Origin of the sequence: Ferdinandcohnia sp. FSL W7-1320 (assembly GCF_038050315.1) — a bacterium.
Classification (GTDB): domain Bacteria; phylum Bacillota; class Bacilli; order Bacillales; family Bacillaceae_L; genus Ferdinandcohnia; species Ferdinandcohnia aciditolerans.
Map to the genome: position 1 here is coordinate 424,709 of NZ_JBBPAM010000001.1, position 23,440 is coordinate 448,148.

Consider the following 23,440-nt stretch of genomic DNA (forward strand, 5'->3'; position numbering starts at 1 on the left):
AATATTTAGAAAACTGAGCGCGTTTTCAAATCAGAAAACTTTTTATTAATTTGTTTAGGAAACAAACAAAAAGCGATGGTCTAATTTTACAAAACTTTTTTGAGGGAAGCAATGAGAAAGTTTTACTATTTAACTGTAGGGAGCGGAATGATATGGGAGTTGGGTGGAATTCACTATAGAAGTAGGTAAAAAGTGGTTTTCTTATCCTAAGAGCGATAAAAATGGTATAGTATATTTGAAGCATAATGTTCTTCTAATAGAACCGTAGGAGAGAGGATATCCATGCAATCAGAAATTCAAATACAAAAAACATCCCTCATAGCTGATCTTAAATCACTTTTTAAGGCAGGGGTTTTAATAGCCAATGTTCTACCCGTGTTTTCAGGATTTTGGTTAGCCATTTACTTTACGGGCGCATCTTTTCAGGACAATCTGGGATTGTTTCTGTATACAATAATCGGAAGTACGCTCGTTATGGCGGGGGCACTCATCATAAACAACTGGTATGATGTTGACATTGATACAGTCATGGATCGAACGAAAAAGCGACCAACTGTAACAGGGCATTTTTCATTGAAATTTGTTCTGGTATTAGGAATCATTTGTACTGCTCTAGGATTCATTTTTCTATATTTCACAACATTTGAAGCTATCTTTTTTACATTTATAGGCTGGTTCACATATGTTGTGTTATACACGATGTGGTCAAAGCGCAGATTTACGATTAATACTGTGATTGGAAGTGTTTCTGGCGCCGTATCTCCTTTAATGGGGTGGGCTGCGGTTGCACCTATCGATCACATCGTTCCAATTATGCTCTTCTTGATCTTATTTGTTTTTCAAATGCCTCATACATATGCGATTGCGATGAGAAAGTATGAAGAGTATAAAGCGGCTAAAGTCGCGATGCTCCCAGTCGTTCGCGGATTTGAGGTAACGAAGAAGCATTTTCTGTTCTGGGTGATCTGTTTGTTGCCGATACCTTTCTTTTTAGGGGACCTAGGATTAGTATTTGTCGTACTCTCGACAGTGCTTAATATTGGTTGGATTGTATTGAGTGTCAAAGGATTTACGGTTAAGGATGATATGAAATGGGCTCGCTGGAACTTTCTATATTCAGTGAATTATATTTTTATAATCTTCCTATTAATGGTCGTCGTTACATTACCAAAATATTTTGGATAGCCTTGCCACGAACCTCGTTACATTTAATGTAGCGGGGTTTTTTGTGAAACAAAATTTCACAAATAAATTCAGATCTTTTGTACTTGATTAAACGAGATAACCAACAAGAGAATATGGTATGCTTTGAAGAAGAGAAAAATCAAATCAAACATATCTTTTCCATTCGCAATCCAGAAAAGCTAACATTTGCATTGAGAGGGATACCATATTAATCACATCATGGCAAGGAGACTACCAATGGATGATAAGTATTACGATGCACTTTTACATGTAAAAACAAGTGGAGGCCAAAAGGGATTTAGCCCCTCCGTACATTATCACCGCTATGAACCGACGCCATATGAAGGGCTCGACGCACTATTTTTGCATTATCAATTGAAGGAAACCGACCGGGTAGTGGATTTTGGATGTGGCAAGGGTAGGCTTCTTTTTTATATACATCACCATTTTGGGGCATCTGTTGTTGGGATTGAGATTGACAAAAGTCTCTATCATGAAGCGGTGGAAAATCGAGTACGCTATTTTAAAAAGTCAGGTTACCAAAAAGGTGAAATTGAAATTCACCATTGTGCCGCACAGGATTATAAAATTAACTCGCTTGATAATCGTTTTTACTTTTTTAATCCTTTTTCTATACAGGTTTTTAAGCATACATTGTCTAATATCCTACGTTCATACGAGCAGAATCCACGACACATAGAGATTATTCTTTATTATGGATCAAACGAGTACACCTATTTTGTAGAAACCAATACACCTTTTCAAATGAAGAAAGAAATCATCATTCCTGAATTGTTTGAGAAAAACACATATGAGAGATTTTTAGTTTATCAACTTGATTAAGCAGCTTCCAAATTCGGAGGCTGCTTTTTTGTGCAGGGGTTAGTTCACCAATTTGTCATTTTCGGATTTCTTCGAAGGGTACAAGGGAGGAAAAGTCCACAAAAAGCCGAATTAGAGCGGTTTTATTGAGTTTTAATCAAAAGTTAGGGGACGAGAAATAGCCTTTTTTCTCGTCTTTTTTTTATGAGTGTATTAAAAATTACACTTGATGTGTGATTCAGTTCACAACATTGAGAACTATTCCTAATTATGATGTAAGTAAGAAGAACATAAGGAGGTTGAGTTGGATGGGAGCTTCAAAAGTTAACAGAAATAAAAACACAAACGGGGGAAATTCGGAACGATTAGTTGGAACCTGGATTTCAGTTGGTGTTGTTGGAGCAGTCATTCTTGCTACGTATCTATTACTATTCGGCCTATTTATGGCTAGATTCTAGGAGGGAAAAAAATGAAGATGCATCGTGATGAAAAAATATGGCTTACCATAAGTTTCGGCCTTATCATTGGATTCATGCTTATAACAGGATACCAAACATTTGCATTAGAAATGGGACCACCAAGTAATATGGAAACAATCGATCCTCAGAAAGTAGATGAAACAGCTCCATTCGACAAACCAGGTGTTTATCAAATCGGAGAAAATGAATATGAAGTAGTTATGACGTTACAAATATTTAGTTTTACACCAGCAAAAATTGAAGTACCTGCGGGTGCAAAGGTTCACTTTATCATGACATCTAAAGACGTAGTTCACGGATTCCAAGTTGCAGGTACAAACTTAAATGCAATGGTAATGCCAGGACATATTCAAAAAATCACTCAAACGTTCGACGAGCCTGGTGAGTATTTAATTCTATGTAATGAATATTGTGGTTCTGGTCACCAATTAATGTCTACAACAATTACGGTTAAATAAAGGAGGGGAGACCATTGGCAACTATATTAAAAAATTCAGATTTGACATTTAAAGAAAAGACAAACAAAGTTTTAGGGGTTAATCTAGATGATGCAAAGATTTCGAAATCCTATTTATCAGTAGCATTTATCGCATTATTATTAGGTGGACTTTTTGGATTATTCCAAGGATTAAATCGTGCAGGTCTTCTAGAATTGCCAAGTTGGCTTAATTATTATCAAGTATTAACAGCACATGGCCTATTATTAGTAGTAGTATTTTCAGCATTTGTTACCATTGGTTACTTTTACGCAGGTCTTTCTCATGATTTAGGTGGATTATTACCTAAAGTTAGAAGGATGGCATGGGTGGGCTTTTGGACGAAAATCCTTGGTATCGTATTAGTCGTCATTCCTGTTCTAATGAATGAAGCATCTGTCATGTACACTTTTTATCCACCAATGGCAGCACACCCAGTGTTCTATATCGGGTTAGCATTAGTGGTAGTAGGTATTTGGATCTTAGCAGCTGGTGCATTTATTCAAGTAGCAAACTGGAGAAAGAATCATAAGGGTCAGCATTTACCAATCCTTTCTTTCTTTGCTACAGGTGTATTTATTCTACTAGTTGGTGCAACTGCATTTGTCGCAGTTGAAGTATTATTCTTGATTTTACCATGGACACTTGGCTGGGTAGATACAATTAACGTAATGGTCTCTCGTACACTTTTCTGGGCATTCGGACACACAGCAGTTAATATCTGGTATTTAACAGCTGTATCTGCTTGGTATGTCATTATACCAAAAATCATTGGCGGAAAACGTTGGAGTGATACACTTACTCGTGTAGTTGTTATTGCCCTAGTTATCATGAACATTACTGGTGGATTCCACCATCAAATTATTGATCCAGGAATTAATTTATCAGTAAAATTCCTACACGTATTCATGAGTTTAGCAATTGGTTTCCCATCATTAATGACAGCATGGGCAATGTTTGCAGTATTTGAACGTACTGGAAAAGCAAAAGGAGGTAAAGGTGCCTTAGGTTGGTTTAAAAAGTTACCTTGGGGAGACGTTCGCTTCTTATCACCATTTATCGCAATGGCTGCCTTTATCCCAGCGGGTGCTGGTGGTATTGCACAAACAACGAACCAACTTGACCAAGTTATACACAACACAATGTGGGTTGTTGGACACTTCCACTTAACACTAGGTATGTCAGTCGTAATGACATTCTTTGGTATTAGTTACTGGTTAGTCCCACATATTTCAGGCCGTGTATTAACAAAAGGAATGAATAAATTAGGTGTTGTTCAAACCATCATCTGGACAACTGGTATGGTTATCATGGCGATCACAATGCACTGGGTTGGACTTCTTGGTTCACCAAGAAGAACATCTTTCACAGACTACTTTGGTAGTGCACAAGCTGCAGGTTGGGAACCATTTATGATGGTAATTGGTATCGGTGCAACACTATTACTTGTAGCGGTAATCATCCAAGTATATGCAGTATTCAATATGATGTTCTTTGCACCAAAAGGCGAAACAGAATTCCCAATTGCTGAAGTAGAAGAAACAGCTTCAAAAACTCCATTCTGGACAGAACGTTGGGGACTATGGGTTGTGCTTATGATTCTAGTAATTGCAATGGCCTATGTATTACCATTAACTGAAATGATTGTAAACGCACCTCCAGGATCACCACCATTTAAAACTTGGTAACTAGAAAAGCGCAGGCGAGCATTTTAGCGACGTACGGAGTGAGGCCCACACGAAGTGGGTCACGCAGACGTTGCCACAGGACGTGGCGAACTTAGTCTGTGTTCTTTAAGGAGATAAAGGAAACACGGGGAGCGAAGCGAACCGATGTTGACCTTTTCGTACGGAGGGTGAGGGAAGTCTCGCTAGTCGCTGCGAGCCGAAGCTAGACAAAACGAAAAGCGCAGGCGCCTTGAACAGAAACGAGGAAACTGGCCGACTAAAAACGCCACGTCCTGTGGCAACATCAGCACTAGCACATCCTGTGCGTCGAAGACTCCGACAAAGAGGCGCTCTTTGCCTCTGCAGGAGGAGTAGAATTTTCTCGAGTTTCTAGGCGCCGTAGTTAGACAATCAAGGAGTTGTTCCTTAATAGAGAGAGATAGCGAAACTTCTGCTATCTCTTTCTGATATTAGTAGATGGAAAAACTAGAAATAGGATGTGATCTTCGTGATCAAAAAAAATCGAACGACATTCGCTTGTATAGTAATCTTATTATTTGGATGTGTGCTGTTCTATACGGGAACCGATGGATTACGGGCGTTTACTGCTGAAACAGCAAGAGTAAACCAACTACTAGAGGATAAGCCAGCATTTCCAGATGTAACATTTGAGGATAGCGAGGGACGGACATATCCTATTTCTGAGTTTGAAGATAAATATGTGTTCATCACTTTTCTCTACACAGCCTGCACAACTGTTTGTCCACAATTAGAAATGAATATGGCGCAGGTATATGAGCAGATTCCTCAAGAATACATCGGGAAAGATATCGTCTTTTTAAGTATAAGCTTTGATCCCACAAGGGACGATCCAGCAACTTTAAGTAAATATCGCACCTTCTTTGGATCTGACGGAGAAACATGGAGAATGGCAAGGATACCAAACGAAACGGAATTACAAACCCTACTCGATACATTTGGTGTAATCGTAATCCCCGATGGAAAAGGTAACTTTGCACATAACTCAGCCTTTTATTTAGTTGATCCAAATGGTTTACTGATCGAAGTAATGGATTATCAGGAAATTGATCAAGCCACTGCCAAGGTTACTAGTATTTTAGAAAGTCAAAAGGAGGAATAAGGCTATGAAACAATTTTTAATTGGACTAGGGCTGTTATTCGTATTAGCGCTTCCTCCTGTTGCTGATTTACTGGAGTCAATTATGATCATCCATATGCACATGCAAATGCCTTCAATCGTAATTGCTGGATTTTTTATGGGTAAACTGTTTCAACAAAAGTTTCCACAGTTTTTTGAGAAATGGAATCAAAACGGAATACCAGGTATTTTATTATTCACTGTAATCATGGTGTATTGGACAATTCCAAAAACAATGGATGAGACACTAACGATTACAAGCATGGAAGTATTTAAATTTCTTAGTTTATCTTTTTTAGCGGGTGTTCCTTTACGAGATAGCTGGAAGAAACTAAGTGAACGTGCAAAAAATCTCGTCTTTATCTTTTTTACAGTGAAATATTTGGGTATGGGCGTGTTATATATAAATACAAATATGCAACTATGTAATAATTACCTTGTAATCGATCAAATCACACTGGGATGGGGTTTTATAACAACCGCAATTTGTATTGTTATTTATTTGGTTTATAACAATTATACAGACCAATCTATCTATAAAGAGTAGGTGAGAGAAGCTGCAGGTGCAGCTTCTTTTTTATAGTATTCTGATTGACATGCATTAAAATAAGGTTCAGAATAATAGCAATAAATACTAAAAAGGGTGAGGAAAATGGTAAAACGGTTTGAGACAAAATTAATACATAGTATAGAAAAAGCGAAATTACCTATTCGAAGCAAGGTAACACCAATTTACCAAACATCGGCTTTTACCTTTGATAACCTTGAAGATTTAGAGGGTTATTACCAAGGAGAAGGAAATTACTTATATTCGCGAACTGGAAATCCTAATACGGACGAGCTTGGCCAAATGGTAGCAGCAATTGAAGGAGCACCAGCAGGTATCGCGACATCTTCTGGACTATCTGCAATTTTAGCTGGAATCCTATCTGTTGCAAAAAGTGGAGATCACATTGTCGCAGCAGAGGACGTATATGGGGGGAGCTTTCATCTTCTACATGAAGAGTTGCGTAATCTAGGCGTGGAAACAACTTTTGTTTCCTTTGCAGACCTTGAACAAGTAGAAAGGGCCATCCAACCGAATACAAAACTGCTTTATACTGAATCAATCACAAATCCACTTTTACGAGTCGAAAATCTACCGGCTGTGGTCGAACTTGCAAAACGAAACAACTTAGTCACTGTTGTAGATAACACATTCGCGACACCATATCATTGCAACCCATATGAGCTTGGGGTGGAGGTAGTTGTTCACAGTGCGACAAAGTATATTGGTGGACATAGTGATGTAACTGCAGGGGTTGTTGTGGGAAGAGAGGACTTGGTTTCAAAAGCGCGTGCAAAGGTTGTTAATCTAGGTGCGAATGTAAGTCCTTTTGAAGCTTGGCTAACAACTCGTGGCTTAAAAACATTGGCCGTTCGCATGCAAGTACAGTCTTCAAATGCTCGAAAACTTGCGGAAGCTTTGCGTAACAATCCTAACATTGCAAGAGTGTACTATCCGTTTGAGGCAGAAACTACAGGATATGGAGCAATGGTGTCAATCGAACTTGCAAAAACTGTTGATGTGAATCAATTTTTCAAATCGATAGGCTGGGTTAAGCTAGTTCCAACATTAGCTGGAGTAGAGACAACTGTATCTCACCCTCTAAAGACTTCCCATCGTGCTTTACCGGCAGAGGCACAGGAATCATTAGGAATTACGAACGAACTTGTGCGAATCTCGGTGGGGATCGAACATTCCGAAGATATCATTTCTGTATTTGAAAAAGCTATCGAAAATTCATTGAAATAAACAAAACGAGTATCCATAATAATGGGTACTCGTTTTTCAAACAAACATTTGTTTGAAGCAAAACTGCATCCTGTTACCTAAAGAAATCTTTCAAGCTCCTGGGTTGAGTAATTGTTCTTTATACCAGGTTTGTTTTCTAGATACTGTATGATTTCCTCTTTCGAATAATACTCTCTAAGGCCTGAAATAATCGTATCCAAATATTCAGAGGAAGGTTTATTGAAAGCAACAGTATCTATATCCCAAGGGGCGGTAAACGTAAAAATTGGATAACCATCATCATCTCCAAGATATAGAATTCTCCCATACCACGCCTTTTCACGGAAAACCATTGAACCTGATTCTCTCACTTCCTGCAAGTCAATATCAATCTTCATTCCACTGTTCTCTTGTTTTAACACATCAATAAACTGCTCAGATGTAATTAAATATTTCTTGCTATAGGTAGCTGTTCTTTCATTCGGGGAACCATCAATAAAAGCAACACCCTTTGAATCCCATCTCCTAGCTTCCTTCGCAAAATACAATGGGTAGGGGATGGTAAAGATTCCTTCATCAATCGGAGATGAGGGATCTTTACAGCCAACCTCCGTTTCAGTAGAACCATTGGGTCTGCCACCTTTTATGTAACAAAGAAAGCGTTTCTTATTAATATTTGAGCCATAACTTGCATACCAGACATATTGTTTCACTAGAATCACCAGCCTTTAACTAATAATCATTCGTCAATTACTAAAGTTTCACCTTCCCCAGAACCGATAACATACTATATTTTCGACTTATTTCTACTCATTTCCCGAGCAATATTTGTGCGAAAAGGGGGGATTTGATGATATTTGTAAGATTTTAGATATCGAATAAGTGTGTAATTTTAAAAAGAATGTCAAGCCAGGAATATCTCACCTAGGCTTATTAATTCCGTATTTTTTTAATCGATATTGGAGGTTTTGGCGACTCTTGCGAAGTGCTTCAGCAGTCTTTGTGATATTAAAATGATAATGTTCAAGTACCTGTTTTAGGTATAAGGTTTCTGCTTCCTCCATGTAACTGTCTAACGGCTGAACCTCTGTGATTAAAGAGGGTTGTGGTGCCTTTTTTGTAGATACAGGTTTAATATGTGTTTTTTTACGAAAATGCATGGGGAGATGGTTATAAGTAATCGTATCCTCATAGGTAATGATATTTAAAGCTCCCTCTATAATATGCTCTAGCTCCCGAACATTCCCAGGCCAGTCATATTGAATCAATGTCTGTAATACCTCATCTGCTATGTTTGTTACTTGCAGACCAAACAGATGATTATATTTTTCCATAAAAGTAAAAGCGAGTTCTTTAATGTCTTCCTTCCGATTTCGTAATGGAGGAATAAAAAGGGTTACGACACCTAATCTGTAATATAAATCTTTTCGAAGTCTACCCTCGGAAATGGCATCAATGGGGTCCTCATTCATTGTAGCTAGGATCCGCACATTCACTTTTTTATCCTTCGTGTCACCCACTCTTCGTACTATTTTTTCTTGAATAACTCGTAGAAGCTTTGCTTGTAGGGCAGGATTCAATGAATTAATCTCATCTAATAGCAAAGTGCCTCCTTCTGCTTGTTCAAATAAACCTGGGCGGTCAATGGCACCTGTAAAAGCTCCTTTTTTTGTACCGAAAAGGAGACCCTCAATCAGATTGTCCGGTAAAGCAGCGCAATTCTGAGATATAAAAGGAGCGGATGACCTGGTACTTCCATTGTGAATACTTTGAGCAAATAGCTCTTTTCCTGTACCAGTATCCCCTATGATGAGAATGGAGGAACTTGTCCTAGTAGCACGTTTACTTGACTCAATTACCTCCAATATTGCAGAACTTTTCCCTATGATGCTATCAAATGTATAATGAGTATCACTTTTCCGGTTCATATTTTCACGTAGTAACTTCTCAACTTTTGTAACATCACGGGCAATTTCCATCGCTCCAATACGTTGTTTGCCATCCATAATTGGGATTGTGTTATTGATGGTGGTGATTTCCTGACCACGGTTGTTGTAATAGGTCTGTTTAGCATTATTTATGGAATTACCCGTCTTAAGTACTTGAAGCAACGTACTATCCTCATTTTTGTGAAACGAAAATACATCAACCAGCTTTTTGTTTAGAACATCATCTTGGTTCATCCCTTCAATCTGAGCCATTTTTTGATTGTAAATAATCGTTGTGCCTTGAGAGTCAACGACATGTATACCAACATCCACTTCATTAACTAATTGCTCAGTTGCTTTGGTTTTTAATATCTCAACTTGTTTCATGATATCCCCACCCTTTTCCTTACTTCTTATTATATGAGAAAAAAACAAAGGGGCAAATTATATTTGCATTAACTTTGGGAAATGAAAAATATTTTTGCGCAAAAAAATATAGTAGGTGCAAAGAAAATTTGCATTAATTTATGGAGATAAAAAAATGTCTTATTTCTAAAGATGGTCATTCGTATGAATTACCTGAGCGTAATGCACTTTTTTAAAAGAAATCATTTAAAATGCACCAACATGAGAAGTTGGCATGATTCTTGCACAAAATAGTAGACAAGAAGAAATTCTCACTACAACAATAGCTACTGGAGGTTAAATAGATGGCTCAAATTAAAGCGGACTCAAAAACAATCATTGACCAAACGGAAAAGTTTGGTGCAAATAACTATCATCCACTACCAATTGTAATTTCAAAAGCAGAAGGCGTATGGGTGGAGGATCCCGAAGGAAATAAATATATGGATATGTTAAGCGCATATTCTGCAGTTAATCAAGGTCACCGTCATCCCAGAATCATTCAAGCTTTAAAGGATCAGGCTGATCGCGTTACACTAACATCGCGAGCATTTCATAATGACCAGCTTGGCCCATGGTATGAATTAATTTGTAAAATGACAAATAAGGACATGGCACTACCAATGAACACAGGGGCGGAAGCTGTTGAAACAGCTATTAAAGCGGCACGTAGATGGGCATATGATGTTAAGGGTGTAAAGGAAAATCAAGCTGAAATCATCGCGTGTATTGGAAACTTCCATGGACGGACGATGACGGCCGTTTCATTATCTTCGGAAGAAGAATATAAACGTGGATTCGGTCCAATGCTACCGGGAATTAAACTAGTTCCTTATGGGGACATTGAAGCACTAGAAAATGCGATAACTGAAAATACAGCAGCATTTCTCTTTGAACCCATTCAAGGAGAGGCTGGAATTATTATTCCACCAGAAGGTTTTCTTAAGAAAGCTTTTGAAACATGTAAACAAAACAATGTCCTGTTTATTGCGGATGAAATACAAGCGGGGCTTTGTCGTTCTGGAAAAATGTTTGCATGTGAATGGGATGATGTAGAGCCTGATATGTATATTTTAGGTAAAGCATTAGGAGGCGGGGTATTTCCAATATCCTGTGTCGTTGCCAATAAAAACATATTAGGTGTATTTAACCCAGGTTCTCACGGTTCTACATTTGGAGGAAACCCAATGGCTTGTGCTGTCTCCATTGCTTCATTGAACGTCTTAATTGAGGAAAATTTAGCACAACGTTCTCTTGAACTTGGTGATTATTTCTTGAATCAATTAAAAGAGATAAAAAATCCAATTATTAAAGAAGTGAGAGGGCGTGGCTTGTTTATCGGAGTTGAATTAACAGAGGCTGCCCGCCCGTATTGTGAGTCTTTAAAGCAGGAAGGGCTCCTCTGTAAAGAAACCCATGACACGGTTATTCGATTCGCTCCACCTTTAATCGTAACAAAAGAAGAGTTAGATTGGGCAATCGAACGCATTGCGATGGTTCTAGGATAATCACATATTCGAAAAAAGGATCAAGTCTTTTACGCTTGATCCCTTTTTTATTGGTTTATAGGTTCACGTATAAGCGGAAGTGTTAAACAGTGTATTCCTCCCCCTAACTTATAGAACTCGGAGATGTCTACAGGGATAATATCAATACCATTTGCTTTGAGTAATTCCATTGTTTTTACTCCAGAAGAGGGGAAAATGAGCCTTCCAGGAGAAATCGGTAAGACATTAATCGTTAAAGGGGGATCTTCCGGATGAACATGAAATAATCCAATCTTCCTTTTATGAAGTTCATCTATAAACCAATAAGGAAGTAGAGCTTTATTAATAAGTGCTTTATTATGATCGATAAGAAGAAATGCTTCATCGAGATGAATGATGGTAGATGGTAAATCAACTGTTATTAAATCAATATCCTGTAGAGAAAGAATGTAATTTAATTGTTCAATACCAAGAGAATTTACGCGTTCCGAGCGACCGATAATGGCTGTGTTTTTGTTAAGCATGGTAAAACTTCCACCTTCGACAAAACCATGTCCTTGAATACGGCCTAGAATTGGCATCCCTAATTTGCTAAAGGTTTGTTCGGCCAAACGAGTTTCACCATATCGAATATAAAGGGCAAGCCTCGACAAAATGACACCACTCGGAATAATCATTCCTAAGTCTCTAGTAAAGGTTCTTTCCGGTAATTCTTCATGCTTAGTTCGGTCAAGAAAGACAACCTCTATTCCTTCAAGCCTCAAAGCTTTTACCAATTGGTCATGTTGATCTTGCAAGATCTGTAATTTAGGTTTTAAATTGGCTTCGAGATCTTCAGGTTGTGTGCCCTTTATATACTTTCCTAATAATGGACCAGCTTCAATTTCCTTCTGATTTTGATGAAGTTTTAAAACTTCATTACCAGGACGATGCATTAATACTTTTCTTAGCTGCCCGATATCACTTGTAATCCCCAAAAATTCGCCCCAAACTTCTTTGATAAGTGTAATGTCCTGAAAGGGCTCTCGTACAATCCTTCTTGAAAAGTTTAGCTTGTTTTTATTCATTTGGATTACCTGCTTTACTCTTGTCTTATATATAAAGAACCCCCTTGGTTCAATCTTGGGGGTTCTTTTTTTTAAGGTGCTTTCGTATTAAGGCATTTCGTCTTCTTTCTCTCGGTTCTTAAAAGCTTCATGAGAGACAATACCTTCCATTTGTTCAAATTGTCGACTATGGTCTTTTTCTTCAGTTATGCTGTTCTTTGGAAAGTTGCCAGGATGGCCTTTTTCTTTGTGGTTAAAGCTTTTTCCACGACCCATATTGATCTCTCCTTTCAAATGCTTTCCATCGTAGTTTTTGCATTCGTTGGTTTTGTATGTATCACGGACTATTTGGTAAATCGCGGAAAATAGGACTTAGCTCCTAATATCTGTAAAAAGTGAATAGTTGTCCTTGATTTGAAATATATACAGTATTGGTATATTTAATCTTTTTTTACCTTAGGAAAAAGGGGGATACACGATGCAGACGAAGGTGGAGAAGAAGGTACTTGTTGCAAGCCTTGTAGGAAGTTCTATAGAATGGTTCGATTACTTTTTATACGGTACTGTTGCAGCACTTGTTTTTAATACAGCATTCTTTCATAGTGACGATCCAACGGTCGGGTTAATGTTAGCATATGCTTCATTTGCTTTATCCTTTTTCATTCGACCACTTGGTGGAGTGATTTTTAGTCATATTGGCGATAAAATTGGGAGAAAAAAAACACTCGTTTTAACTCTATCACTTATGGGTGGAGCGACTGTTCTTATGGGTTTCCTTCCTACTTATGAACAAATCGGGGTAATCGCACCGATTTTACTCATAATCCTGCGACTTGTTCAAGGGATTGGACTAGGTGGTGAGTGGGGTGGAGCACTTTTATTAGCGGTTGAATATGCGCCAAAAGAAAAGCGTGGATTCTTCGGAAGTATCCCACAAATGGGTGTTACGGTAGGGCTCCTACTTGGAACGTTAGCATTATCTCTAATGACATTACTTCCAGAGGCTGCATTCATGTCGTGGGGATGGCGTGTTCCGTTTATTCTAAGTGCATTTTTGGTCATTTTCGGTTTATGGATCCGTAAAGGTATAGAGGAAACGCCTTCTTTCAAAAAGGTACAAGAGAAGGGCGAGGTAGCTAAAATCCCATTTATCGAAACAATGCGTACGCACTGGAAAGAGGTTTTAATCGCAGTTGGTGCAAAGGTTGTTGAAACAGCACCATTCTATATTTTTGGTACATTTATCGTCTCTTATGCAACAACACAGCTTGGTTTCTCGCGAACGGCAACCTTAAATGCGGTTACCATTGCAACAATCGTAACAACTCTTCTTATTCCTATTATGGGGAGTCTTTCTGATAAATTTGGTCGGAAAAAGCTCTATGTCGGTGGAACCATTTTGATGATGATATATGCTTTTCCTTACTTTTGGTTACTACATCAAGGCTCTGTTGCACTATTAATCGTTGCAACTATTTTGGGATTAGGAATTATCTGGGCTCCAATTACAGCTGTGCTTGGAACCATGTTTTCGGAGATATTTAAATCAAATGTTCGCTACACGGGGATTACATTGGGGTATCAAATCGGAGCTGCGGTTGCTGGTGGCACGGCTCCACTTGTTGCAACGGCATTATTAGCAGCCTTTAATGATTCCTATATACCAGTTGCATTATATATCATTCTTACCGCTGCTATATCACTTATTGCAGTTGCCACCGTACGTGATCGTAAGAATGAGGACTTAGATTATGATGAGATCGTGTAAGTGTGAAGGGATCGCAAGTGGCGGTTCCTTTTTCCTTTTAGTGATATGATGTTTATAAGATAAAATAGAAAGAAGGGATACCGTGCTCGTTTTATCAGAATCTCAAATTCGTTCCATATATTCAATGGCAGATGCAATTCAGGACTTAGAAGAGGCACTTATACACAATAATGATGGTAAGGTAAAGAATCCACACCGTACGGTTCTGGACTTCCCAGAAAAAGAAGCATCTGCTTTATACATGCCAAGCTCAATTGAACCGGTTGGAAAATCCGCTGTCAAGGTCGTGACTATTTTTCCGCACAATCCTTCCGTGGGCAAGAAAACGACACAGGGTATTATTTTACTAAGTGATACAGATAATGGAGAACACCTTGCATGTATCAATGCTTCTTATTTAACTCGTTTGCGGACCGGTGCAGTAAGTGGAATTGCAACAAAGCATCTAGCGAAAAAAGAAGCGTCAACTGTTGCTGTAATTGGAACGGGTGCCATGGCAGAGGAGCAGTTACAAGCGGTTCTAGAGGTACGTGAAATAATGGAAATCATGTTATATAATCGTACAAAGGAAAAGGCTTTCCTTTTTGAAAAAAGAATTTTAGAACTCTGCCCGGGATTCAAAGGTTCAATTACAGTCATGGATCATCCAGATGAAGCTGTTTCCAAATCAGATATTGTTATCTGTGCAACACGATCCGTTACACCTGTTTTTTCAGGGAGAGCATTAAAGCAGGGGACACATATCAACGGAGTTGGCTCTTATCTTCCGCATATGCAAGAGGTCGATGCAGAAACGATTCTAAAATGCTCAAAAATCGTTGTGGATACGATTGAAGGGGTAAAAGACGAGGCGGGTGATTTGATTATTCCAGCGAAAAAAGGGCTATGGAGTTTCTCGGATTTACATGGAGAATTAGGAGACCTTGTCTCGGGTGCTGTCTCTGGACGAGAAAATAAGGAAGAGATAACGTTTTTCAAGTCAGTGGGAATTGCTTATTTTGATCTTGCGGTAGCAGCTGCTGTCTATAATAAAGCAATAACAATTGGAGTAGGCACACAGGTAGAGATTTAGATTTTAGGTACCTTCAAGTATTCAAGCATTTATCGTGGTTTTTTTATTACAGTATTCGTGAAAGGGGTTATGAAATTGAACACAAATGATGCACAATTCTACATATCACATCTTGGGCTAGAGCCACATCCAGAGGGAGGGTTTTATAAACAAATCTATGCTTCAGATATGACGATTCATACTGAGCAGGAAAAACAAAGAAAACTATATACAAGTATTTATTTTCTACTGAGGTCTGAAGAAATTTCTCATTTACATAGATTGCAATCAGATGAGCTTTGGTATTACCATGGGGGGAGTTCCTTAACCGTACATATTATTGATGAACAAGGAGAATACAAGGAGGTAAACCTTGGTCTAAAGCTTGACAAGGGAGAGGTTCCACAAGTTCTTGTACCCAAAAACTCGATTTTTGCGTCTTCAGTGAACGAAGAAAATACATTCTCACTTGTTGGCTGCATGGTTTCTCCGGGATTTGATTTCGAGGATTTTGAATTATTTTCACAAGAGGAATTATTGAGGGAATATCCGCAGCATGAGGTGGTCATCCGCAGACTCGCGCTGGAAAAGAAATAAATTAGAATAATAAAATTATTGTTTCTCTATATATAACAGTCCTTTTTTACATGGCAGAATCTCGTGTAAACAAACGTTTGATTGAAATTCAAATACCTTGATCTGCATAGCTTAGGGTGCTAATCAAACGTTTGTTTGAAATGAGTATTGCAAAATGAAACAGATTGTTTTAAAACCATATTACAATAATAAGGTAAGGCGCCTATCCTCTAACTTGGGAAGGCGTTTTTTTATTGGTTTAAAGCGTTTATCGTGCAATGGGAATTCTTGAGAATGAAGCATAAAATATTCTACATTATAGATAGATTTAACTTTAATCAGTGGGGTCCAAACCCCGACTGATTAAAGTTAAAGCCTCCGGCGGATGCCACGATTTTTCAAAGGAAACTTTTCGAGCAGTAAGATCAAAGACTAAATACGCCACGTCCTGTGGCAACGTCTTTATGACCCACTTCCTGTGGGCCTAAAAATCGGGTGCAAATACGCCAAGGCGCGTTTGATCTTTCAAAATAATGGAGGGGTTCAGGTGAAAAGAAGAACGGCGGAACCATATAAAATTAAAGCAATAGAACCATTAGCAATGCTAACCTATGAGGAACGAAATGAGGCGCTTAAAAGGGCGGGTTATAATACGTTTTTGATTGATTCTCAGGATGTCTATATTGACCTTCTAACAGACAGCGGGACAAGTGCAATGAGTGACAGGCAGTGGGGAGCTTTAATGGTTGGTGACGAGGCTTATGCTGGAAGTAAAAGCTGGAAGAAGCTTGAGCAGGCAGTTAGAGAGATTTATGGATATAAGTATGTGTTGCCGACTCACCAGGGACGTGGTGCAGAAAACATTTTATCTCAACTAAAAATAAAACAAGGTGACGTAGTACCCGGGAATATGTATTTTACTACAACACGTGCCCATCAGGAGCTAAATGGGGCAAGATTTGTTGATATCATCATTGATGCAGCACATGATTCAACGACAGAGCATCCTTTTAAAGGGAATGTGGATCTTTCTAAATTAAAGTCGCTCATTCAAGAGGTTGGGGCAAAACGGATTCCTTATGTTTGCGTGGCAGTAACCGTGAATATGGCGGGTGGCCAGCCGGTTAGCATGGAGAATATGAGAGAGGTTTATAACTTGTGTAAAAGTTATGGAATTGATGTGATGTTTGATGCTACACGGTGCGTAGAGAATGCCTATTTTATAAAGGAAAGAGAAGCGGGATATGAAAATCATCGGATTAAGGATATTTTAAAAGAGATGTTTTCGTATTCAGATGGTTGTACGATGAGTGGTAAAAAAGATTGTTTAGTGAATATTGGCGGCTTTTTAGCAATGAATGATGAGGATTTATATGCCAGGTCACGTGAATTGGTGGTGGTTTATGAGGGGATGCCATCTTATGGCGGCATGGCAGGACGTGATATGGAAGCGATGGCACAAGGAATCTATGAATCTGTCGATGATCATTATATCCATCACCGGATTCAACAAGTCCGTTATCTTGGACAGCAGTTAATTGAAGCAGGAATACCTGTTGTTCAACCAATTGGGGGTCATGCTGTTTATTTGGATGCAAGAAAGTTTTTATCTCATTTAAACCAAGAAGAATTTCCTGCACAAGCATTGGCAGCGGCGCTTTATTTAGATTCAGGTGTTAGGGCGATGGAAAGAGGGATAGTCTCAGCTGGTCGAAATAAAGAAACGGGTGAACATAACAAACCGAAGCTAGAACTCGTTCGTTTAACAATACCAAGAAGGGTTTATACGAATAATCATATGGATGTTGTCGCTGATTCTGTGATTGGACTCTTTGAAAAGAGACATCAGATAAGTGGTTTACGAATAGATTATGAACCTCCTACGTTACGATTCTTTAATGCCAGGTTTTCACCACTTTCCAATGACTTAGAATTGATGCCTAAGGAATAAAATGAAAGCCAGCCCTTTATTAGATTTGGGGCTGGCCGTTTTTATTTTCCTTTTACTAGGTAAGGACGGGAATTTTCCCATTTAACCTGAACCGGAAGATTGAAATAGTCTGATAGAATTTCACTAGTAATGATCTGATCTGTTTGCCCTGAGGCAAATACTTCTCCGCTCTTTAAAAGCAAAGTTTTCGTAAACACAGGAAGAATTTCTTCTACATGGTGGGTAACATAAATAATCGTTGGTGCGTCTTCTTTGATGGCAAGTCTTTCAATTGAATCTAATAATTGCTCTCTAGCGATAAAATCTAACCCGTTTGTTGGTTCGTCCAAAATAAGGATTGATGGATTTGCCATTAAAGCACGGGCAATTAATACTCGTTGTTTTTCACCTTGGGACAGGGTCGAATAGTCACGGTTTGCATAGGCAAGACATCCAAGTTCCTCAAGAAGACCCTTTGCCTTTTCTCTCATGTCGTCAGTAGGGGTCTCATACAGGCCAATGGATGCAAAAGCTCCACTTAAAACAACCTCAAACGCGTTGTCTGTGGGGTAGAACTTTTCTTGTAAGGATGCAGACACAAAGCCAATTTTTTTCCGGAGCTCCTCACCTAAGTAAACCTTGCCGAACTTAAACCCAAGTACAGTAGCATTTCCGCTAGTAGGGAAATTATAGGCGTTAATTAAATCCAATAATGCAGTCTTACCAGAACCATTTAATCCATAAAGCACCCAGTGCTCGCCTTGTTTTATCTGCCAATTAATATTTTGTAGGATGAGTGCATCATCACGCCGTAGTGTAACATTCATCAAATCTAAAACCACTTTATACCCCTCCTTGTTTAATAAATTTATAATATCAAATAATTCAGATAAGGGTACACAAAAATTTCCAGAAGGAAAATGATGATAGTTCTTTCAAATAGTGAAAAACGGCCATTACATGAACCCTATACACAATCTATCCGTTAACATTTTAAAAGTCGTCTTCTAGCCACAATTGAGAACTATTTTGTGAATGGAAAACTTTTTGGGGTATACTTTATGATGGAGATAATTGACAGAGGGAGTGAAAATATGGCATATAACAAGGTTCGGTGGGGAATTATTGGTTGTGGGAATGTGACGGAAATAAAGAGTGGTCCAGCATTTCAAAAAATTACGAATTCCGAATTGGTTGCCGTAATGAGAAGAACAGGTGAGTTAGCAAAAGATTATGCAAAAAGGCATAATGTATCGAAATGGTATGATAATGCGGATGAGCTTATCCATGATCCGGAGGTGGATGTAATCTATATTGCAACTCCGCCAGGATCCCATAAAGAGTATACATTGAAAGCAGCTCAGGTTGGAAAGCCAGTATATGTTGAAAAACCAATGGCTCGTACATACACAGAATGCCTAGAAATGATTGAGGCATGTAAAGAAGCAAATGTTCCTTTGTATGTCGCTTATTATCGTAGAGCGCAAGAGCGGTTTTTGAAAATCAAAGATCTACTGAATAACGGTGCAGTGGGGGATATTCGCTTTGTGTCAACAACACAATATCGTAAAGCATCAGAAGATCCGAACAATCTCCCATGGCGAGTTCAACCAGAGTTATCAGGAGGTGGGCTGTTCTTTGATTTGGCAAGCCATACTCTTGATATAATCGATTACTTGGTTGGACCCATTATAGAGGTTCATGGTTTTGCTTCCAATCATGGTGGCCTATATACAGCAGAAGATATTGTAACGGGTACCTATGTTTTTGAATCTGGCATACATGGTGTTGGCAATTGGTGTTTTACGGCATTTCAAAATGAAGACGTGAATGAGATTGTGGGTAGCAAAGGAAAAATTACCTTCTCTACTTTTGGAAATGAGCCTGTTGTGTTAACAACAAACAATGGAACCGAAGAGTGGAGCTTTAAACGTCCCGAGCATGTACACCAACCACTAGTGGAAACCATTGTAGCCGAATTGACCGGAAAGGGCGGTATCTGCCCAAGTACTGGCGAATCAGGAGCTCGAACAAACTGGGTAATGGGAGAAATGGTTAAAGGGTATTATTCCAAGCACTGATAGTCTAGCCCACGGGAAGGTCGTTTTCTTCTTCGGGGGCTAGTTTTTTTGTTGCTAAACCAACATTGATTTTTATCATTTTAGTAATTAACTTTAAATGGAAACAAAAATAAAAAAGATTGCTATACTTTAATACACTTTTTTTAGCAATATTGTGATAAAATAGTTGATATTATTATCAGAATAATATAAGATTTCGATTAATAAAAACTTAAAAGATTTAAATTAAATGAAAGCTGGGATTAACATGACGACAGATTTTACAATTGATATCACCCTTACAACCAAGAAGAAGGAAATTCCTCCATTCGATCAGTTGGTGTTTGGAACTAGCTTCACTGATCATATGTTTATGTGGGATTACACGGAAGGAAAGGGTTGGCATGATCCTCGAATCGTACCTTATCAATCGATTCCTTTAGATCCTGCAGCTACTATTTTTCATTATGGTCAATCGGTATTTGAAGGATTAAAAGCCTATCGTACAAAGGACGAAGAAATTTTATTATTCAGACCGGATCAAAACATGAAAAGATTCAATAAGTCTAACCAGCGTTTAGTCATGCCGCAGTTTGACGAAGAATTTGCCATTCATGCTTTGAAGAAGCTAATAGAAATCGATAGAGACTGGGTGCCAAATCTTCCGGGTACTTCGTTATATATCAGACCGTTCATGATTGCTACGGAAGCACATCTTGGCGTTAATCCGGCTAAAAACTATAAGTTTATGATTATATTATCCCCAGTTGGTTCTTATTATAAAGAAGGTATCAATCCTGTAAAAATTGCTGTAGAAAATAAATATGTTCGTGCAGTTGCAGGTGGAACAGGTGATGCAAAAACAGCAGGGAACTATGCTGCAAGTTTATTAGCATCAGAAATTGCAAGTGAACATGGCTATTCACAAGTATTATGGCTTGATGGCAGAGAGAAACAATATATCGAAGAAGTTGGCAGTATGAACATCTTCTTTAAAATCAATGGAGAAGTTGTCACACCAGCATTAAACGGTAGTATTTTAGATGGAATCACTCGTAAATCTATTATTGAACTCTTAAAATACTGGAATGTTCCTGTAACTGAACGGAAAATTTCTATTCACGAAGTTCAACAAGCTTATAACGATGGCGTGCTTGAAGAAGTATTTGGAACAGGAACAGCAGCAGTTATTTCACCAGTTGGCGAGCTTTTCTATAATAATGAAAAATCTATTATTAACAATGGCGAAACAGGAGAATTATCAAAGAAACTATATGATACTATTACTGGCATCCAAAACGGTACAGTAGAAGATCCGTTTGGCTGGACTGTAAAATTATAAGGAATAAAAAAGTGCTTACCCATGTGGTAGGCACTATTTTTTTGCGATGTGGACAGGTTGGTTTCTTATCCCAGTGAGAGAAAAAGGATAACCCCCTAAGCCAGAGTTATCCATTTTATGTTCCATTATATTTTAAAAGATAATGAGCCAATAAATGTAAGATGCTACTAGCAGGCAGGTGTATGCCCATGATAGCTTGCGTTGCCAAGTAGCTGGTTGAAAAGTGGTAAATAGAAATGTGATAGGTACTAGTGTCCAAGGTAGTAAGAGTAATAGACTTAGGAAAATCAATCCAAGGGACATACCAATAGAGCCGACTCCTATCGAAACTTTGGCTAAGTATGCTGACGCTCCTAATCCAAAAGGAGAGAGTAATAGCAAGAAATAACTTTTAAGTCGGAAGGCTAAGAAAAACGTACTAAGAGATTCTGTTTCGAAAATTCCGAAATTAAAATGTGAGAGTGGTTCACGAATTTTTTCAGGAACTAATTGCATGTTCATCACTCCTAATAGAATGGTATACGAAGTATGTAAAATTCCTATATATATAGTATACGAAATAAACAGTAAAAAGTTTTACAATAATACAATAATATTCCATTTTTCTGAATTTATCGAATGATGTGATCGAATATTCATATTTCCTATATTGAAGGATGGGGTATGAATAATTTTTTAAGTACTTTACGGGAATCTTCTTAGGGGGGGCTGAACGACTAGGTGTGGATCGTACCCTCACAGCGCTCACTTTTAGTAATTGATGGTAGGACTAGGTGTGGATGCTACCCTCACCGCTCACTTTTAGTGATTGATGGTATGAATAGGTGCTAATCGTACCCTCACAGTGCTCACTTTTAGTGATTGATGGTATGAATAGGTGTTAATCGTACCATCACTGTACTGACCTATGGTGACTGAGGGTACGAATAGGTGTTAATCATACCCTCACAGTGCTCATTTTTAGTGATTGATGGTACGAATAGGTGTTAATCATACCCTTACAGCGCTCACCATTAGTGACATATGGTACGATTACAGGCTTTTGATGCCACCTCTCAACCGTCTTAGAGTAGTCCAAGGCGTGACTCCCCCGACTCCGACCCGTCCCAAACCCAAAGTCGAAAAAATTTGCTTCAGAACCAACAATATTAAATAATAGAAGTAGTTTAGCAATAAGATAAATGAAACAATAATAGGGGGTACAGACATTGGAGATAGGAATTAGTACTTTTGTTGAGACAACACCGGATCCTCGGACAGGTGAGGTCATTAGCCATGCCGAGCGAATTCGTGAAGTGGTTGAGGAAATAGTTCTAGCTGACCAAGTAGGTCTAGATGTATTCGGTGTTGGGGAGCACCACCGTGAGGATTATGCAGCTTCAGCACCAGCTATTATACTAGCAGCGGCTGCATCGCAAACAAAGAAAATTCGTCTTACTAGCGCGGTTACCGTACTTTCTTCAGCCGATCCTGTTCGCGTGTTCCAGGACTTTTCAACCCTTGATGCCATTTCGAATGGTCGGGCTGAAATTATGGCAGGAAGAGGGTCATTTATCGAATCATTCCCCCTATTTGGCTATGATTTAAAGGACTATGATGAGCTTTTTGAAGAAAAGTTAGATCTGCTGCTACATATTCAAAGATCGGAGAAAGTGACCTGGCAAGGAAAGCACCGAGCAGCCATTATCAATAGAGGCATTTACCCAAGACCTGTTCAAGATCCATTACCGATCTGGATTGGAAGTGGAGGAAACCAAGAATCAGTGGTACGTGCGGGTCTATTGGGATTACCACTCGTTCTTGCAATTATTGGAGGAAGGCCCGTTCAATTTGCGCCACTTGCTGAACTATATAAAAGAGCTGTTGCACATGCAGGGCATGATTTTTCAAAATTGGCTATTGCCTCCCATTCGCACGGGTTTGTTGGTGAAAGCAAGGAAGAAGCTGCGGAAAAATTCTTCCCACCAACAGCGCAGTCGATGAGTAAATTAGGAAAAGAGCGTGGCTGGGGACCATACACCCGGGAGACCTTTGAACATGCCCGAAGCTTTGAAGGTGCATTATATGTAGGTGACCCTGAATACGTTGCCAATAAAATCATACATTTACGTAAAAATGTTGGGGTTACTCGTTTTATGCTTCATTGTCCTGTTGGAACAATGCCACATGAGGATGTCATGCGCTCAATTGAACTACTAGGGAAAGAAGTAGCACCCCGTGTAAGGGAAGAAGTAGCGAAATGGGAAGCAGAAAACGAATCCAAATAAGAAAATAGAGGGGAAAGT

The 23,440-nt window shown here is 38.7% G+C and carries 22 protein-coding genes; 16 read left to right on the forward strand and 6 right to left on the reverse strand.

Features of this window, described 5'->3' with window-relative positions:
- Window positions 1–282 precede the first annotated feature (282 nt).
- The 8 genes from cyoE (at window position 283) to NST91_RS02150 (ending at window position 7,583) form a co-directional block, all read left to right on the forward strand.
- Complete coding sequence (cyoE, locus tag NST91_RS02115) at window positions 283–1,185, forward strand: heme o synthase (protein WP_341329803.1); 903 nt, start codon at window positions 283–285, stop codon at window positions 1,183–1,185.
- Between the two features lie 237 nt (window positions 1,186–1,422).
- On the forward strand, window positions 1,423–2,028 hold the full coding sequence (locus tag NST91_RS02120) for a methyltransferase domain-containing protein (RefSeq protein ID WP_341329804.1): 606 nt from the start codon (window positions 1,423–1,425) through the stop codon (window positions 2,026–2,028).
- A 287-nt stretch (window positions 2,029–2,315) separates the two neighbouring features.
- Entirely contained in the window at window positions 2,316–2,465 is a 150-nt protein-coding gene (locus NST91_RS02125; protein WP_180271122.1) for a hypothetical protein, read from the forward strand.
- Window positions 2,466–2,476: 11 nt separating this feature from the next.
- Entirely contained in the window at window positions 2,477–2,944 is a 468-nt protein-coding gene (locus NST91_RS02130) for a cytochrome c oxidase subunit II (RefSeq protein WP_099360970.1), read from the forward strand.
- A 14-nt stretch (window positions 2,945–2,958) separates the two neighbouring features.
- Window positions 2,959–4,650: a cbb3-type cytochrome c oxidase subunit I gene (locus tag NST91_RS02135; RefSeq protein WP_341329805.1), complete on the forward strand. Its 1,692-nt coding sequence runs from the start codon at window positions 2,959–2,961 to the stop codon at window positions 4,648–4,650.
- A gap of 487 nt (window positions 4,651–5,137) precedes the next feature.
- On the forward strand, window positions 5,138–5,770 hold the full coding sequence (locus NST91_RS02140) for an SCO family protein (RefSeq protein ID WP_341329806.1): 633 nt from the start codon (window positions 5,138–5,140) through the stop codon (window positions 5,768–5,770).
- A gap of 4 nt (window positions 5,771–5,774) precedes the next feature.
- Window positions 5,775–6,335, forward strand: coding sequence for a hypothetical protein (locus NST91_RS02145; RefSeq protein WP_341329807.1), 561 nt, complete (start codon window positions 5,775–5,777; stop codon window positions 6,333–6,335).
- A gap of 105 nt (window positions 6,336–6,440) precedes the next feature.
- Entirely contained in the window at window positions 6,441–7,583 is a 1,143-nt protein-coding gene (locus tag NST91_RS02150; RefSeq protein ID WP_341329808.1) for a trans-sulfuration enzyme family protein, read from the forward strand.
- Window positions 7,584–7,660: 77 nt separating this feature from the next.
- Here NST91_RS02150 and NST91_RS02155 read toward each other — a convergent pair whose 3' ends face one another.
- Together NST91_RS02155 and NST91_RS02160 are read right to left on the reverse strand one after the other, a co-directional pair.
- The gene (locus NST91_RS02155; protein WP_341329809.1) at window positions 7,661–8,275 is read right to left on the reverse strand and encodes a hypothetical protein; all 615 of its coding nucleotides are present in this window, start codon (window positions 8,273–8,275) and stop codon (window positions 7,661–7,663) included.
- Between the two features lie 207 nt (window positions 8,276–8,482).
- Window positions 8,483–9,877, reverse strand: a complete 1,395-nt coding sequence (locus NST91_RS02160) for a sigma-54 interaction domain-containing protein (protein ID WP_341329810.1) — start codon at window positions 9,875–9,877, stop codon at window positions 8,483–8,485.
- Window positions 9,878–10,200: 323 nt separating this feature from the next.
- Here NST91_RS02160 and NST91_RS02165 point away from each other — a divergent pair, with 323 nt between their 5' ends.
- Window positions 10,201–11,403 (forward strand): ornithine--oxo-acid transaminase, encoded by a 1,203-nt coding sequence (locus tag NST91_RS02165; RefSeq protein WP_341329811.1) that lies wholly within the window; start codon window positions 10,201–10,203, stop codon window positions 11,401–11,403.
- A 47-nt stretch (window positions 11,404–11,450) separates the two neighbouring features.
- Here the strand turns inward: NST91_RS02165 and NST91_RS02170 are convergent, their stop codons facing one another.
- Both NST91_RS02170 and NST91_RS02175 read right to left on the reverse strand, forming a co-directional pair.
- A complete protein-coding gene (locus tag NST91_RS02170) occupies window positions 11,451–12,449 on the reverse strand; it encodes a dimethylarginine dimethylaminohydrolase family protein (protein WP_341329812.1) in 999 nt (332 codons plus the stop codon).
- 87 nt (window positions 12,450–12,536) lie between these two features.
- Window positions 12,537–12,704 carry a hypothetical protein gene (locus tag NST91_RS02175; protein WP_165918285.1) on the reverse strand — a complete coding sequence of 56 codons (168 nt, stop codon included), beginning with the start codon at window positions 12,702–12,704 and terminating at the stop codon, window positions 12,537–12,539.
- Between the two features lie 202 nt (window positions 12,705–12,906).
- Between NST91_RS02175 and NST91_RS02180 the strand changes: the two genes are divergently transcribed.
- The 4 genes from NST91_RS02180 (at window position 12,907) to NST91_RS02195 (ending at window position 17,774) form a co-directional block, all read left to right on the forward strand.
- Window positions 12,907–14,196: an MFS transporter gene (locus tag NST91_RS02180; protein ID WP_341329813.1), complete on the forward strand. Its 1,290-nt coding sequence runs from the start codon at window positions 12,907–12,909 to the stop codon at window positions 14,194–14,196.
- 82 nt (window positions 14,197–14,278) lie between these two features.
- Complete coding sequence (locus tag NST91_RS02185) at window positions 14,279–15,268, forward strand: ornithine cyclodeaminase family protein (protein WP_341329814.1); 990 nt, start codon at window positions 14,279–14,281, stop codon at window positions 15,266–15,268.
- Window positions 15,269–15,343: 75 nt separating this feature from the next.
- Complete coding sequence (locus tag NST91_RS02190) at window positions 15,344–15,844, forward strand: cupin domain-containing protein (protein ID WP_341329815.1); 501 nt, start codon at window positions 15,344–15,346, stop codon at window positions 15,842–15,844.
- 526 nt (window positions 15,845–16,370) lie between these two features.
- On the forward strand, window positions 16,371–17,774 hold the full coding sequence (locus NST91_RS02195; RefSeq protein WP_341329816.1) for a tyrosine phenol-lyase: 1,404 nt from the start codon (window positions 16,371–16,373) through the stop codon (window positions 17,772–17,774).
- Window positions 17,775–17,815: 41 nt separating this feature from the next.
- Here NST91_RS02195 and NST91_RS02200 read toward each other — a convergent pair whose 3' ends face one another.
- Window positions 17,816–18,595, reverse strand: a complete 780-nt coding sequence (locus NST91_RS02200; RefSeq protein ID WP_341329817.1) for an ABC transporter ATP-binding protein — start codon at window positions 18,593–18,595, stop codon at window positions 17,816–17,818.
- A 252-nt stretch (window positions 18,596–18,847) separates the two neighbouring features.
- Between NST91_RS02200 and NST91_RS02205 the strand changes: the two genes are divergently transcribed.
- Together NST91_RS02205 and NST91_RS02210 are read left to right on the forward strand one after the other, a co-directional pair.
- Window positions 18,848–19,834 carry a Gfo/Idh/MocA family protein gene (locus NST91_RS02205; RefSeq protein WP_341333471.1) on the forward strand — a complete coding sequence of 329 codons (987 nt, stop codon included), beginning with the start codon at window positions 18,848–18,850 and terminating at the stop codon, window positions 19,832–19,834.
- A gap of 247 nt (window positions 19,835–20,081) precedes the next feature.
- Entirely contained in the window at window positions 20,082–21,155 is a 1,074-nt protein-coding gene (locus NST91_RS02210; protein WP_341329818.1) for a branched-chain amino acid aminotransferase, read from the forward strand.
- Window positions 21,156–21,287: 132 nt separating this feature from the next.
- Here the strand turns inward: NST91_RS02210 and NST91_RS02215 are convergent, their stop codons facing one another.
- On the reverse strand, window positions 21,288–21,650 hold the full coding sequence (locus tag NST91_RS02215) for a hypothetical protein (protein WP_341329819.1): 363 nt from the start codon (window positions 21,648–21,650) through the stop codon (window positions 21,288–21,290).
- 713 nt (window positions 21,651–22,363) lie between these two features.
- On the opposite strand from NST91_RS02215, the gene NST91_RS02220 reads away from it, so the two are divergent.
- Window positions 22,364–23,422, forward strand: coding sequence for an LLM class flavin-dependent oxidoreductase (locus tag NST91_RS02220; RefSeq protein WP_341329820.1), 1,059 nt, complete (start codon window positions 22,364–22,366; stop codon window positions 23,420–23,422).
- The last annotated feature ends 18 nt before the right edge of the window (window positions 23,423–23,440 follow it).